This is a genomic window from Streptomyces sp. MB09-01 (assembly GCF_033794505.1).
Taxonomy (GTDB): Bacteria; Actinomycetota; Actinomycetes; order Streptomycetales; family Streptomycetaceae; genus Streptomyces.
Genome location: NZ_JARAYQ010000012.1, coordinates 24,680 through 38,565, shown reverse-complemented (window position 1 = coordinate 38,565; position 13,886 = coordinate 24,680). Strand labels below are relative to the sequence as shown.

Sequence of the window (13,886 nt, the reverse complement as noted above, 5' to 3'; positions counted from 1 at the left end):
GCGCCGGGTCCGCGAGCGGTGCGCGGGGCGGACCGGGACCGCCGGCCCGCCTCACCCCTTCGGGTCCGCCGCAGGCGTCAGGCGTCGCCGCCCGCCGCGCCCGGGTCGGCCGCCGCCACGTCCAGCAGCTGGTACCGGTCGACGGCCTGCTTCAGCACCGAACGGTCGACCTGACCGGTCTTCGCGAGCTCGGTGAGCGTCGCCAGGACCACCGACTGCGCGTCGATGTGGAAGAAGCGCCGGGCCGCACCGCGCGTGTCCGCGAAACCGAAGCCGTCCGCGCCCAGCGAGGTGTACGGGCCGGGCACCCACCGCGAGATCTGGTCCGGGACCGCCCGCATCCAGTCCGAGACCGCCACGAACGGCCCCTCCGCACCCGACAGCTTCCGCGTCACGTACGGAACCCGCTGCTCCTCCTCGGGGTGGAGCAGGTTGTGCTCCTCCGCCTCGACCGCCTCGCGGCGCAGCTCGTTCCAGGAGGTCGCCGACCAGACGTCCGCCCGGACGTTCCACTCCGCAGCCAGGATCCGCTGCGCCTCCAGCGCCCACGGCACCGCCACGCCCGAGGCCATGAGCTGCGCCCCGACGATGCCCGAGGTACCCCTCGACACCCGGTGGATGCCCTTGAGGATGCCGTCCACGTCGACGTCCGCCGGCTCGGCCGGGTGCTGGATCGGCTCGTTGTAGACGGTCAGGTAGTAGAAGACGTCCTCCGCCTCCGGCCCGTACATGCGCCGCAGACCGTCCTGGACGATGTGCGCGATCTCGTATCCGTAGGCCGGGTCGTACGCCACGCAGCCCGGGTTCGTCGAGGCCAGCAGCTGGGAGTGACCGTCCGCGTGCTGCAGGCCCTCACCCGTCAGGGTGGTCCGCCCGGCGGTCGCGCCGAGGACGAAACCGCGCGCCAGCTGGTCGGCCATCTGCCAGAACTGGTCACCCGTGCGCTGGAAACCGAACATCGAGTAGAAGACGTAGACCGGGATCAGCGGCTCGCCGTGCGTCGCGTACGCCGAACCCGCGGCGATCAGCGAGGCCGTGCAGCCCGCCTCCGAGATGCCGTCGTGCAGCATCTGGCCGGTCGGCGACTCCTTGTACGCGAGCAGCAGGTCGCGGTCGACCGCCTCGTACTGCTGGCCCAGCGGGTTGTAGATCTTGGCGCTCGGGAAGAACGCGTCCATACCGAAGGTGCGGTACTCGTCGGGCGCGATCAGCACGAACCGCTTGCCGATCTCCTTGTCCCGCATCAGGTCCTTCAGGATGCGGACGAAGGCCATCGTGGTGGCGATCGACTGCTGGCCCGAGCCCTTCTTGGCGGCCGCGTACGTCGCGTCGCCCGGCAGCTCCAGCGGCTTGGCGCGCACCACACGGGTCGGCACGTAGCCGCCCAGCGAGCTGCGCTGGTCGTGCATGTACTGGATCTCGGGGGAGTTGCGGCCCGGGTGGTAGTACGGCGGGGCCCCGCCCTCCAGCTGCTGGTCGGTGATCGGGATGTGCAGGCGGTCGCGGAAGCGCTTGAGGTCGTCGACCGTCAGCTTCTTCATCTGGTGCGTCGCGTTGCGGCCCTCGAAGTTCGGGCCGAGCGTCCAGCCCTTGACCGTCTGCGCCAGGATCACCGTCGGCTGGCCCTTGTGGGCCTTGGCCGCCGCGTACGCCGCGTAGACCTTCTTGTGGTCGTGCCCGCCACGGCCCAGGTGCTGGATCTGGTAGTCGGTCATGTTCGCGACCATCGCGCGCAGCCGCTGGTCGTCCCCGAAGAAGTGCTCACGGATGTACGCGCCCGATTCGGTGGCGTACGTCTGGAACTGCCCGTCCGGGGTGGTGTTCATCTTGTTGACCAGGATGCCGTCGCGGTCCTGGGCCAGCAGCGGGTCCCAGGAGCGGTCCCAGATCAGCTTGATGACGTTCCAGCCGGCCCCGCGGAACTGCGACTCCAGCTCCTGGATGATCTTGCCGTTGCCGCGCACCGGGCCGTCGAGCCGCTGCAGGTTGCAGTTGACCACGAAGGTCAGGTTGTCCAGGCCCTCGCGGGCGGCGATCGACAGCTGGCCGAGGGACTCCGGCTCGTCCATCTCGCCGTCGCCGAGATACGCCCAAACGTGGGACTTGGAGGTGTCCGCGATCCCGCGCGCCTCCATGTACCGGTTCATCCGCGCCTGGTAGATCGCGCCGAGCGGGCCGAGGCCCATCGAGACGGTCGGGAACTCCCAGAAGTCCGGCATCAGCCGCGGGTGCGGGTAGCTGGAAAGGCCGTACGGAGCCTTCGACTTCTCCTGGCGGAACGCGTCGAGCTGCTGCTCGGAGAGCCGGTCCAGGAGGTAGGCGCGGGCGTAGATGCCGGGGGAGGCGTGGCCCTGGAAGAAGATCTGGTCGCCGCCGTCGCCCTCGTCCTTGCCCCGGAAGAAGTGGTTGAAGCCCACGTCGTAGAGGGAGGCGGAGGAGGCGAAGGTGGCGATGTGGCCGCCCACCCCGATCCCGGGACGCTGGGCGCGCGAGACCATGACGGCCGCGTTCCACCGGGTGGCGTTCAGAACCTTGCGCTCGATCTCCTCGTTGCCGGGGAAGAACGGCTCGTCCTTGGTGGCGATCGTGTTGACGTAGTCCGAGCTGCGCATCTCGGGCACGGCCACGCGCTTCTCACGGGCCCGCTCGATCAGCCGCAGCATCAGGTAGCGGGCGCGTTCACGGCCCCGCTCGTCGACTGCGGCGTCCAGGGAGTCGAGCCACTCCTGCGTCTCCTCCGGATCGAAGTCCGGGACCTGACTCGGCAGGCCGCCAATGATGATCGGATTGCGATCGGATGCGGAAGCCACGCTGTTCCTTCACTGTCGGGGGGAGTCGTGCCTTGGGTTCGCCGCCTCCCATGCTCTTACGCTCGACCGAAATCGTCATCTTTACCACCGGGTAATGGCCGGAAGATCGGTGGCGGGTCCGGACAAACCGCGATCTTACGCCCGAGCCGGGCGCCGGCTCCGTGAGACCGTTCGTCGCTCAAACAGGTAGGAAAGCCGTCGAGGGTCCCCGATGATGCCGAATGAGCTGGAATGGTGTGGGATGAGTCACCAGAGGTGCACACGGGAAGGCTGAAAGTTGCGGCGAGACGGCCGCAATCGTCACCGTTTCGACGGTCTCGGCGGCCGGGTACTTGCGCGATCCGCCGCGCCCGTGTGGACTACGCCCAATGCTGCGCGTACGCGCGCCGCCGAAGACATTCACCGAACATGAGCAGGAGGCACCCCGTGAGCGCGACCGCGGACCACGCGGAGAGCCTGGCCGCCCGGCTGGGTTTCCAGTCCGAACAGGTGGTCCAGGAGATCGGCTACGACGACGACGTCGATCAGGAATTCCGTGATGTCGTCGAGGAGCTCGTCGGCGAACTCGTCGACGAGGACTACGACGACGTCGCGGACGCCGTACTGCTGTGGTTCCGAGAGGAACCCGACGCCGACGATCTGGCGGACGTACTGGTCGATGCCACCGAGCTGATCGAGGACGGCGCACTGATCCTGCTGCTGACCCCCAAGACGGGCCGTCCCGGCTACGTCGAGGCCAGCGACATCCAGGAAGCCGCGGAGACCGCAGGTCTCTCGCTGGCCAAGGGCGCCCCCGTCGGCAAGGAGTGGGCCGCCACCAAGCTGGTGACGCCCAAGACTGCCGCCAAGAAGCGCTGAGCAGCGTCCTAGAGGACATCTCGTACACCCCGTCGGCCCCGGTCGGCGGGGTGTACGCGTTCGCGGCCCCGGCCGCCCTAAGCTGTGTCTCACCCGAACAGCCCAACGCAGTGATGCAGGAACGAAGGGATGCGACAGATGGCGATCGAGGTCGGCGACAAGGCCCCGGACTTCGAGCTCAAGGACAACCACGGCGCCACCGTGCGGCTCTCCGACTTCCGCGGGGAGAAGGCCGTGGTGCTGCTCTTCTACCCGTTCGCCTTCACCGGAGTCTGCACCGGCGAGCTGTGCGAGCTGCGCGACCAGCTCCCGCGCTTCCAGAACGACGACGTGCAGCTCCTCGCGGTCTCCAACGACTCCGTGCCGACTCTGCGGGTCTTCGGGGAGCAGGAGGGCCTGGAGTACCCGCTGCTGTCGGACTTCTGGCCGCACGGGGAGACCTCCCGCGCGTACGGCGTCTTCGACGAGGCGAAGGGCTGCGCGGTCCGCGGCACCTTCATCATCGACAAGGACGGCGTGGTGCGCTGGACCGTGGTCAACGGGCTGCCCGACGCACGTGACCTGAACGAGTACATCAAGGCGCTCGACAGCCTCTGAGCGAGTCTGCCCGGGCCGTACCCGCAGTTCCCTGCGAAAACCGCTTACGGGCGGGAACCCGTCACTAGGATCGAAACGTTGATCCGGTAGCAACCGCAAGACGGGGCACCGCCCCACACAGAACCCAATGGAGGACCCGTGGGAGTCAGCCTCAGCAAGGGCGGCAACGTCTCGCTGACCAAGGCCGCGCCTAACCTGACGGCGGTCATCGTCGGTCTGGGCTGGGATGCTCGCACCACCACCGGCGTCGACTTCGACCTCGACGCCAGCGCGATCCTGACCAGCGACCAGGGCAAGGTCACCAGCGACGCGAACTTCGTCTTCTTCAACAACCTGAAGAGCCCCGACGGCTCGGTCGAGCACACCGGTGACAACACCACCGGTGAGGGCGAGGGCGACGACGAGGCGATCAAGGTCAACCTCGCCGGCGTTCCTGCCGACGTAGCCAAGATCGTCTTCCCGGTCTCGATCTACGAGGCCGAGAGCCGCCAGCAGAGCTTCGGCCAGGTCCGCAACGCGTACATCCGCGTCGTGAACCAGGCCGACAACACCGAGCTCGCCCGCTACGACCTCTCCGAGGACGCCTCGACCGAGACCGCCATGGTCTTCGGCGAGCTGTACCGCAACGGCGCGGAGTGGAAGTTCCGTGCCATCGGCCAGGGCTACGCCTCGGGCCTGCGCGGCATCGCGCAGGACTTCGGCGTCAACGTCTGACCCCGAGCAGCCCATCCGTCCGGCGCCGTGCACTGTGTGTACGGCGCCGGACGCGCTTCACCACATCGCTGTACCCATGCACTGCCGCACCGCCACATCGCCACACCGTCGTCCGGGGAGGACCACAACATGGGCGTCACACTCGCCAAGGGGGGCAATGTCTCCCTGTCCAAGGCCGCACCGAACCTCACCAGGGTGCTGATCGGTCTCGGATGGGACGCGCGCTCGACCACGGGAGCCGACTTCGACCTCGACGCCAGCGCGCTGCTGTGCAACAGCGGCCGGGTGCTGGGCGACGAGTACTTCGTCTTCTACAACAACCTGAAGAGCCCCGACGGCTCCGTCGAACACACGGGGGACAATCTCACCGGCGAGGGTGACGGCGACGACGAGTCGATCATCATCGACCTGACCAAGGTGCCGGCCCAGGTGGACAAGATCGTCTTCCCGGTCTCCATCCACGAGGCGGACAGCCGCCGGCAGAGCTTCGGCCAGGTCAGCAACGCCTTCATCCGCGTGGTGAACCAGGCCGACGGCCAGGAACTGGCCCGCTACGACCTCTCCGAGGACGCCTCCAGCGAGACCGCGATGATCTTCGGCGAGGTCTACCGGTACGGGGGCGAATGGAAGTTCCGTGCGGTGGGGCAGGGGTACGCGTCGGGGCTCAGGGGCATCGCTCTAGACTTCGGGGTCAACGTTTCGTAAAGCCGTACAAGACGATGGGGTGCCAGTGGTTCTCAAAACCTTCGGCTGGTCGTTCGCAATCACTGCGCTCGGTCTGGTCGCAGCGGTGTTCTACGGGGGGTGGCAGGCCTTCGGGATCGTGGCGATCCTGTCGGTCCTCGAGATCTCGCTGTCTTTCGACAATGCGGTGGTCAACGCCGGAATCCTGAAGAAGATGAACGCCTTCTGGCAGAAGATCTTCCTCACCATCGGCGTACTCATCGCGGTCTTCGGTATGCGACTGGTCTTCCCCGTTGTGATCGTCGCGATCAGCGCCAAGATCGGGCCCATCGAGGCCGTGGAACTGGCCATCAACGACAAGGAGATGTACGAGCAGCTCGTCACCGACGCGCACCCGTCCATCGCCGCGTTCGGTGGCATGTTCCTGCTGATGATCTTCCTCGACTTCATCTTCGAGGACCGTGACATCAAGTGGCTCGCCTGGCTGGAGCGCCCGCTCGCCAAGCTCGGCAAGGTCGACATGCTGTCCGCCTGCATCGCGCTGATCGTCCTGGTCATCACCTCGATGACCTTCGCCGCCAACGCCCACCAGCACGGTGGCGTCCACGTGGACAAGGCGCAGACCGTCCTGATCTCCGGCGTCCTCGGCCTGATCACCTACATGGTCGTCGGCGGCCTCTCCGGCTACTTCGAGAACAAGCTGGAGGAAGAGGAGGAGGCCGAGCACGAGGCGGAGGAAGAGGCCAAGAGGACCGGCAAGCCCGTCTCGGCCGTCGCCATGGCCGGCAAGGCCGCCTTCTTCATGTTCCTCTACCTCGAAGTCCTCGACGCCTCCTTCTCCTTCGACGGGGTCATCGGCGCCTTCGCCATCACCAACGACATCGTGCTCATGGCCCTCGGCCTCGGCATCGGTGCCATGTACGTCCGGTCGCTGACGGTCTACCTGGTCCGCCAGGGCACCCTCGACGACTACGTCTACCTGGAGCACGGCGCGCACTACGCCATCGGCGCCCTCGCCGTGATCCTGCTCGTCACCATCCAGTACGAGATCAACGAGATCATCACCGGTCTCGTCGGCGTGCTGCTCATCGGGTGGTCCTTCTGGTCCTCGGTGCGCCGCAACAAGCGCCTGGAACTGGAGGGTTCCACCGCCGAGGCATGACCGCGGCGGTAATGCGGAACGCTCCATTGCGGGGCGGTCCACCGGGTCCACGGACCCGGCGGGCCGCCCCGCTTCCGTAGGCTCCACAGGGACCAGGGGACCAGGGGATCAGGGGGGTAGGGGGATGGGCTTCTTCGACGGCATCATGGGCAGCCGCGCCGTGCAGTTCCAGTCGGGCAGCGCCTCGTCGAACGCGATCGAGCTGACCAAGCGGCACTCGACGGTGTCGCTCACCAAACAGGGGGCCGTCCACGGCAATCTGCGCGTCAATCTGTCCTGGCGCATGCGCACCTCGGACATCGGCGGCCGCTCCGGGCAGAGCGGCCAGCTCTTCCGGCACCCGTTCAAGCTGTTCAAGCCGGACATGGTGCAGGCGCACACCCAGGGCATGGTCAACGTCGACCTCGACATGGGCTGCCTGTACGAGCTGACCGACGGCACCCGTGGCGCCGTACAGCCGCTGGGGAACCTGCTGGGCGACCTCAACGACCCGCCGTACGTCAAGCTCAGCGGGGACGACCGGTTCGGTTCGGCCTCGGGGGAGACCCTCTACGTCAACCTCGACCACGCGGACGAGATCAAGCGGCTGCTGGTCTTCGTCTACATCTACGACCAGACCCCGGCCTTCGACCGGACGCACGCCATGGTCACCCTCTTCCCCGTCACGGGGCCGCGGATCGAGATCCCGCTGGACGAGCGGCAGCCGCAGGCCCGCTCCTGCGCGGTGGTCTCCCTGGAGAAGGTCAAGGGCGAGCTGGTCGTGCGGCGCGAGGTGAAGTTCGTGTACGGGTTCCAGGCCGAGCTGGACCGGCTGTACGGCTGGGGGCTGCAGTGGGGGCGGGGCTACAAGAGCACCAAGAGCTGACCGGAGCCCCGGCGGCGACGCCGGCGGGGCGGTACCGGCTCAGCGGCGGATGAACTGCGGACCCTGCACCGGCAGCCGGAAGGACGGATCGCCGCCCGGACCCGGCACCGGGGACACCGGCTGCGGGTACCCGTAGGCCGGCTGGACGGCCGGCGGGGCCTGCGTGGGCGGGGCCATCGCGGTCGTCTGCTCGGAGGCGGGCCCCGCCGCCGGGCCCGCGGCGGCCTCGGCGGCGTTCTCGTCGACCGAGATCCCGTGGTCGGTGGCCAGGCCCACCAGCCCGTCGGAGTAGCCCTCGCCCAGCGCGCGGAACTTCCACCCCTCGCCCCGGCGGTACAGCTCCCCGCAGATCAGCGCCGTCTCGGCGCCGGTCTCGGGCCGTACGTCGAAGTAGGCCAGCGGTTCGGAGCCGCCGGTCGCGGTGGCGTCGTAGAGGAGGATCCGCAGGTCGTGGACCCGCTGGAAGGGGACGTCCTCGGCGGAGGCGACCACCAGGATCCGGTCCACCGTCGGCGTCACCGTCCGCAGGTCCGCCTGGACGGCGTCGGTGATCGCGTCGCCGATCTGCTTCTTGCCGAGCCGCCAGACGGCCCCCGAGGGGTGCCGGGGCTGGTTGTAGAAGACGAAGTCCTCGTCCGAACGCACCCGGCCGTCCGGGCCCACGAGCAGCGCGGAGGCGTCCACGTCCGGCACCTCGGCGCCGCCGGTCCAGCGCAGCACCGCCCGGACCGCCACGGCGGCCACCGGGATGTTCGAGCCCTTCTGCATCGCGTGCGTCATGCACGTCATCCTGCCCTCCCGGGGTGGAGCGGGACAATGCGGCCCCCCGTAGGGCCTTGTCTCGAACGGGAGACCTGGGCATGGTGCAAGAGGGTTACCTGAACTTCATGTGCTTGAGGAACTCTTGACTCACGTTCGTACGTACTATTACCGGCCATGCCAGTTGGGCCGCCGAGGCAGTACGGGGGAAGCACATGCGTCACTTTGGGCACATAACGCCCACCGTCCGTAAGGACCTCTTCCACCAGGAACCGGCGGCATTCACCGGAGCCTCACCCGCCCGCGTCCTCGCCGCCGCGCTGGGAGCCACGCTCTACAGCCCGGCCACCCGCCCCGCACTCGCCGCGGACATCCGCAAGCAGGCCGGCCGCGGAGTCGTGTCCATGGTCCTCTGCCTGGAGGATTCCATCAGCGACGCCGACGTCTCCGGAGCCGAGGAGAACCTCGTCCGGCAGTTCGCCGAGCTCGACGCCGACGAAGCGGAGCTCCCGCTCCTCTTCATCCGCGTCCGCACGCCCGAGCAGATACCCGACCTGGTGCGCCGCCTGGGAAGCTCCGTGCGGCGCCTGGCCGGATTCGTACTCCCGAAGTTCGACGAGAGCCGGGGCATCGCCTTCCTCGAAGCCGTCGCCCAGGCGGAGACCGTCAGCGGACTGCCCCGGCTGTATGCCATGCCCGTCCTGGAGACCCCGGACCTCCTGCACCTCGAAACCCGCGTCGAAACCCTCGCCGGCATCTCCCGCACGGTCAACAGCCACCGCGAGCGGGTCCTGGCGCTCCGGCTCGGCGTGACCGACTTCTGCTCGGCCTACGGACTGCGCCGCACCCCCGACATGACCGCCTACGACGTCCAGATCGTCGCCGGCGTGATCGCGGACGTCGTGAACGTCCTCAGCCGCGCCGACGGCACCGGCTTCACCGTCACCGGCCCCGTCTGGGAGTACTTCCGCAGCCAGCAGCGCCTCTTCAAACCCCAGCTGCGGCGCAGCCCCTTCCTGGAGGAGGGCGTGGAGGAACTGCGCACCGCCCTCATCGAGCACGACCTGGACGGCCTGCTGCGCGAGATCGAACTCGACCGGGCCAACGGACTGCTCGGCAAGACCTGCATCCACCCCGCCCACGTCACGCCCGTGCACGCCCTGTCAGTGGTCTCGCACGAGGAGTTCTGCGACGCCCAGGACATCCTGAACCCCGAGCGCGGCGGCGGCGGAGTCATGCGTTCCGCCTACACGAACAAGATGAACGAGGTGAAGCCCCACCGGGCCTGGGCCGAGCGCACCATGCTGCGCGCCGAGGTCTTCGGTGTGGCGAAGGAGGAAGTCGGCTTCGTCGACCTCCTCACGGCCGGGCTCCAGGTGTGAGCGGGCCCTCGGAGCAGCAGAGTCGGACACAGAGGAACCCGCCGGCGCAGGGGAACGCGCCGACGACGAGGAAAGGCAAGACGATCGAAGCAGTGTGGTCGGGTACCTGGGTCGCGCAGCGGCTGGGCGTCAGCCTCGAGGACTCCGAAGGGGGCCCGCGGCTGACGGAGCTGCTCGGGCTGGCCCTGCGGCGCAACCCCAAGCGGGCGCACCTGCTCGTCTCGCAGGTGCTGGGCAAGCACGTCCCGCAGTCCCCGCGGACGGTGTACGCCGCCGGGTACGGGCTCGGCGAACGCGTACGGGCGCTGCTCGGCGAGGACGGCGCCGCCACGGCGGTGGTCCTCGGCTACGCCGAGACCGCCACCGGGCTCGGCCACTGCGTGGCCGACGGCCTCGGCCGCGCCCCCTACCTGCACTCCACCCGCCGGCCCGTGCAGGGCGTGCAGCCGGCCGGCGGCTTCGAGGAGGCGCACTCGCACGCCACCTCGCACCTGCTGCTGCCCGAGGATCCGCGGCTGCTCGCGGGCAGCGGCCCGCTGGTCCTCGTCGACGACGAGTTCTCCACCGGCAACACGGTCCTGAACACCATCCGCGACCTGCACGCCCGCCACCCCCGCCCGCACTACGTGGTCGTCGCCCTCGTGGACATGCGCTCCCCGGCCGACCGGGACCGGCTCACCGCCTTCGCCGCCGAGCTGGGCGCGCGGGTGGACCTCGTCGCCCTCGCCTCGGGCACGGTCTCCCTCCCGGACGGCGTCCTCGCCAAGGGCCAGGCCCTGGTCGAGGAACACGAGAACCAGCCCGCGCCCCCTGCCGAAACCGTTCAGGCGGCTCTCACCGAGGGCATCCCCGCAGACGGCCCGCAGCCGATCACGCGCGTCGACCTGAACTGGCCCTCGGGGGTACCCGACGGTGGCCGCCACGGCTTCACCCCTGCCCACCGCACGGCACTGGAGGCCGCTCTCCCCGCTCTGGCCGGCCAGCTCACCGCCGCGCTCGGCACCGAACCCGGCCGGGTCCTCGTACTCGGCAACGAAGAGCTGATGTACGCGCCGCTGCGCCTCGCGAAGGCCCTGGAAGAGGCGGGGGCGGCCCGCGAGGTCCGCTTCTCCACCACCACCCGCTCGCCGGTGCTCGCCGTGGACGACCCCGGCTACGCCATCCGCACCCGGCTCGTCTTCCCGGCCCACGACGCACCCGCCGACGGCCCCGGCGACCGCTACGCCTACAACGTCGCGGGCGCCGGCTTCGACGCCGTCGTCGCCGTCGTCGACTCGGCCGGCGACACCCCCGAACTCCACGCCGGGCTGCTCGCGGCCCTCGCCCCGCACGCCGGCCGCGTCGTACTGGCCGTCGTCCCGTCGTACACACCCGGCACACCAGCCACATCCGGCATATCCGAGCGGCAGGAGCCGACCATGCCCGAGCCCCTGCGCGGCCCCGCCTTCTCCTCGTACGCACCCGAGGACGTCGGCTGGCTGCTCCAGGACTTCTCCGACGTCGAGCTGGAGGCCCCGACCGAGGAGCGGGAGGAGGCCATCCAGGCGGGCGGCGCCCACTACGCCGAATCCCTGCCCGTCGAGTACCAGCCGTCCCCCCAGTACCAGGAGCTCTACCAGAGCGCCCTCACGGCCTCCGCCGCCCGCATCGCCCGGGCCGTCGGCACCGTCACCGAGACCGTCCTCGCCGAGCGCTCCCCCTCCCCGGTCCTGGTCTCCCTGGCCCGCGCCGGCACCCCCGTGGGCGTACTGATGCGCCGCTGGGCCCAGAGCCGGCACGGCCTCGACCTGCCGCACTACGCCGTCTCCATCGTGCGGGGCCGCGGCATCGACGCCAACGCCCTGCGCTGGCTCGCAGCCCACCACGACCCCGCCGACGTCGTCTTCGTGGACGGCTGGACGGGCAAGGGCGCCATCACCCGCGAGCTGCGCGACGCCCTCGCCGAGTTCGAGGGCTTCAACCCGGAGATCGTGGTCCTCGCCGACCCGGGCTCGTGCGTGGACACGTACGGCACGCGCGAGGACTTCCTGATCCCCTCCGCCTGTCTCAATTCCACCGTCTCCGGTCTCATCTCGCGTACGGTTCTGAGGTCCGACCTGGTCGGACCCGCCGACTTCCACGGCGCGAAGTTCTACCGCGAGCTCGCCGGGGCCGACGTCTCCGTCGCGTTCGTCGACACCGTCGCCGCCCACTTCGACGAGATCGCCGACGCCGTCGACGAAGAGGTCAAGGAGCTGCTCGCGGCCGACCGCGCCCCGACCTGGGAGGGCTGGGCGGCGGTCGAGCGGATCAGCGAGGAGTACGGCATCCACGACGTGAACCTCGTCAAGCCCGGCGTCGGCGAGACCACCCGCGTGCTGCTGCGCCGGGTGCCCTGGAAGATCCTGGCGCAGCGCGGCGCCGGGGCCGACCTGGACCACGTACGGCTGCTCGCCGAGCAGCGCGGGGTCCCGGTGGAAGAGGTCGACGGGCTTCCCTACACGTGTGTAGGACTCATCCACCCCCGATTCACGCGCGGCGCCACCGGCGCCGACGGAAAGGCTGTGGCCTCGAAGTGACTGTCCTCGTAGCCAGTGATCTCGACCGTACGCTCATCTACTCGACGGCCGCCCTCGGCCTGACCATGCCCGACCCGGTGGCCCCGCGGCTGCTGTGCGTCGAGGTCCACGAGAGCAAGCCGCTGTCCTACATGACCGAGACGGCGGCGGGACTGCTGGCGGAGCTGACGGCCGACCCCACGGTGGTCTTCGTGCCCACCACCACCCGCACCCGCAAGCAGTACCAGCGCATCCGCTTCCCCGGCCGCCCGGCTCCCTACGCGATCTGCGCCAACGGCGGTCAGCTGCTCGTCGACGGGGTGGCGGACCGGGACTGGCGGCGGCAGGTCGCGGATCGACTGGCACGCGAGTGCGCCCCCCTGGAGGAGGTCCACCAGCACCTGCTGGCCACGGCCGACCCGGCGTGGCTGCGCAAGGCGCGGCTGGCGGAGGACCTCTTCGCGTACCTCGTCGTCGAGCGGGACCTGGTCCCGGACGAGTGGGTGAAGGCCCTGTCGGAGTGGGCCGAAGCGCGCGGCTGGGCGGTCTCCCTCCAGGGCCGGAAGATCTACGCCGTCCCGCGCCCGCTCACGAAGAGCGCCGCCATGCACGAGGTCGCCCGCCGGACGGGAGCGACCACCACCCTCGCCGCCGGCGACTCGCTGCTCGACGCGGACCTGCTGCTGGCGGCGGACGCCGGCTGGCGCCCCGGCCACGGCGAACTCGCCGACGCGGCCTGGACGGCGCCTTCGGTGACGGCCCTGACCACGGCGGGCGTCCTGGCCGGCGAGGAAATACTCCGCGCGTTCACCCGAGAGGCCGGCCGACTCGGCAGACTGGGCGCATGACCAAGGGCAACAGCACCAAGATCACGGACGAGCTCTACCAGTACGTGCTCGGCCACAACCCCCCGCTGGACGCGGTCCAGCGGGGGCTGGTGGCGACGACGTACGCGAAGTTCCCCGACGTCGCCGGAATGCAGTCGGCGGAGGAGCAGGGGCCGCTGCTGGCCTTCCTGGTCCGGCTCACGGGCGCGCGCCACATCGTCGAGGTCGGCACCTTCACCGGCTTCTCGGCCCTGTCCATGGCCCAGGCCCTGCCCGCCGACGGCCGCCTCATCGCCTGCGACGTCTCCGAGGAGTGGACGGCGTACGGCAGGGCGGCCTGGGAGGAGGCCGGCGTCGCGGACCGCATCGAGCTGCGGATCGCACCGGCCCTGGACACCCTGCGGGCGATGCCGGCCGAACCCCACATCGACATGGCCTACGTGGACGCGGACAAGCAGAGCCAGATCGCCTACTGGGAGGAACTGGTGCCGCGGCTGCGTCCGGGCGGCCTGATCGTCACGGACAACACGCTCTACCACGGCACGGTCCTCGACGAGTCGGCCACAGGCGCGGCCGCGGGCGTCCGCGCCTACAACGAGCACGTCGCGGCCGACCCGCGCATGGAGTCCGTCCTGCTGGCGATCTCGGACGGACTCACCCTCTCGCGCAAGCGCTGAGCCACCCGCCCGGG

Annotated in this window: 12 protein-coding genes; 10 read left to right on the top strand and 2 right to left on the bottom strand. The window is 69.7% G+C overall.

Features of this window, described 5'->3' with window-relative positions; all coding sequences use genetic code 11:
• Positions 1–77: 77 nt before the first annotated feature.
• Entirely contained in the window at positions 78–2,810 is a 2,733-nt protein-coding gene (gene aceE, locus PV721_RS04470; protein WP_319721466.1) for a pyruvate dehydrogenase (acetyl-transferring), homodimeric type, read from the bottom strand.
• Positions 2,811–3,236: 426 nt separating this feature from the next.
• Between aceE and PV721_RS04465 the strand changes: the two genes are divergently transcribed.
• The 6 genes from PV721_RS04465 to PV721_RS04440 all read left to right on the top strand — a co-directional run bounded on the left by PV721_RS04465 (position 3,237) and on the right by PV721_RS04440 (position 7,690).
• Positions 3,237–3,668: a DUF3052 domain-containing protein gene (locus PV721_RS04465; RefSeq protein ID WP_319721465.1), complete on the top strand. Its 432-nt coding sequence runs from the start codon at positions 3,237–3,239 to the stop codon at positions 3,666–3,668.
• 138 nt (positions 3,669–3,806) lie between these two features.
• Complete coding sequence (locus PV721_RS04460; protein WP_030657023.1) at positions 3,807–4,265, top strand: peroxiredoxin; 459 nt, start codon at positions 3,807–3,809, stop codon at positions 4,263–4,265.
• 138 nt (positions 4,266–4,403) lie between these two features.
• Positions 4,404–4,979, top strand: coding sequence for a TerD family protein (locus PV721_RS04455; RefSeq protein WP_030009302.1), 576 nt, complete (start codon positions 4,404–4,406; stop codon positions 4,977–4,979).
• Between the two features lie 129 nt (positions 4,980–5,108).
• Positions 5,109–5,684, top strand: a complete 576-nt coding sequence (locus PV721_RS04450) for a TerD family protein (protein ID WP_319721464.1) — start codon at positions 5,109–5,111, stop codon at positions 5,682–5,684.
• A gap of 25 nt (positions 5,685–5,709) precedes the next feature.
• Positions 5,710–6,825 (top strand): DUF475 domain-containing protein, encoded by a 1,116-nt coding sequence (locus PV721_RS04445; protein WP_319721463.1) that lies wholly within the window; start codon positions 5,710–5,712, stop codon positions 6,823–6,825.
• Positions 6,826–6,949: 124 nt separating this feature from the next.
• Positions 6,950–7,690: a Tellurium resistance gene (locus PV721_RS04440; protein ID WP_319721462.1), complete on the top strand. Its 741-nt coding sequence runs from the start codon at positions 6,950–6,952 to the stop codon at positions 7,688–7,690.
• A 39-nt stretch (positions 7,691–7,729) separates the two neighbouring features.
• Here PV721_RS04440 and PV721_RS04435 read toward each other — a convergent pair whose 3' ends face one another.
• Positions 7,730–8,470, bottom strand: a complete 741-nt coding sequence (locus tag PV721_RS04435; protein ID WP_319721461.1) for a TerD family protein — start codon at positions 8,468–8,470, stop codon at positions 7,730–7,732.
• A 194-nt stretch (positions 8,471–8,664) separates the two neighbouring features.
• Here PV721_RS04435 and PV721_RS04430 point away from each other — a divergent pair, with 194 nt between their 5' ends.
• From PV721_RS04430 to PV721_RS04415, 4 genes are all read left to right on the top strand, one after another.
• Positions 8,665–9,831, top strand: a complete 1,167-nt coding sequence (locus PV721_RS04430) for an HpcH/HpaI aldolase/citrate lyase family protein (RefSeq protein ID WP_319721460.1) — start codon at positions 8,665–8,667, stop codon at positions 9,829–9,831.
• 83 nt (positions 9,832–9,914) lie between these two features.
• Complete coding sequence (locus tag PV721_RS04425) at positions 9,915–12,389, top strand: phosphoribosyltransferase (RefSeq protein WP_319721505.1); 2,475 nt, start codon at positions 9,915–9,917, stop codon at positions 12,387–12,389.
• A complete protein-coding gene (locus PV721_RS04420; protein ID WP_319721459.1) occupies positions 12,386–13,216 on the top strand; it encodes an HAD family hydrolase in 831 nt (276 codons plus the stop codon). Before PV721_RS04425 ends, PV721_RS04420 begins: the two co-directional genes overlap by 4 nt.
• Positions 13,213–13,872 (top strand): O-methyltransferase, encoded by a 660-nt coding sequence (locus PV721_RS04415; RefSeq protein ID WP_319721458.1) that lies wholly within the window; start codon positions 13,213–13,215, stop codon positions 13,870–13,872. The genes PV721_RS04420 and PV721_RS04415 overlap by 4 nt, the downstream gene beginning before the upstream one ends.
• Positions 13,873–13,886: the final 14 nt, after the last annotated feature.

Bases quoted from the DNA above. Each gene is read 5' to 3' on its own strand.
- PV721_RS04460 (WP_030657023.1), top strand. From the start codon at position 3,807: ATGGCGATCGAGGTCGGCGACAAGGCCCCGGACTTCGAGCTCAAGGAC.
- PV721_RS04450 (WP_319721464.1), top strand. From the start codon at position 5,109: ATGGGCGTCACACTCGCCAAGGGGGGCAATGTCTCCCTGTCCAAGGCC.
- PV721_RS04440 (WP_319721462.1), top strand. From the start codon at position 6,950: ATGGGCTTCTTCGACGGCATCATGGGCAGCCGCGCCGTGCAGTTCCAG.
- PV721_RS04435 (WP_319721461.1), bottom strand. From the start codon at position 8,470: ATGACGCACGCGATGCAGAAGGGCTCGAACATCCCGGTGGCCGCCGTG.
- PV721_RS04430 (WP_319721460.1), top strand. From the start codon at position 8,665: ATGCGTCACTTTGGGCACATAACGCCCACCGTCCGTAAGGACCTCTTC.
- PV721_RS04415 (WP_319721458.1), top strand. From the start codon at position 13,213: ATGACCAAGGGCAACAGCACCAAGATCACGGACGAGCTCTACCAGTAC.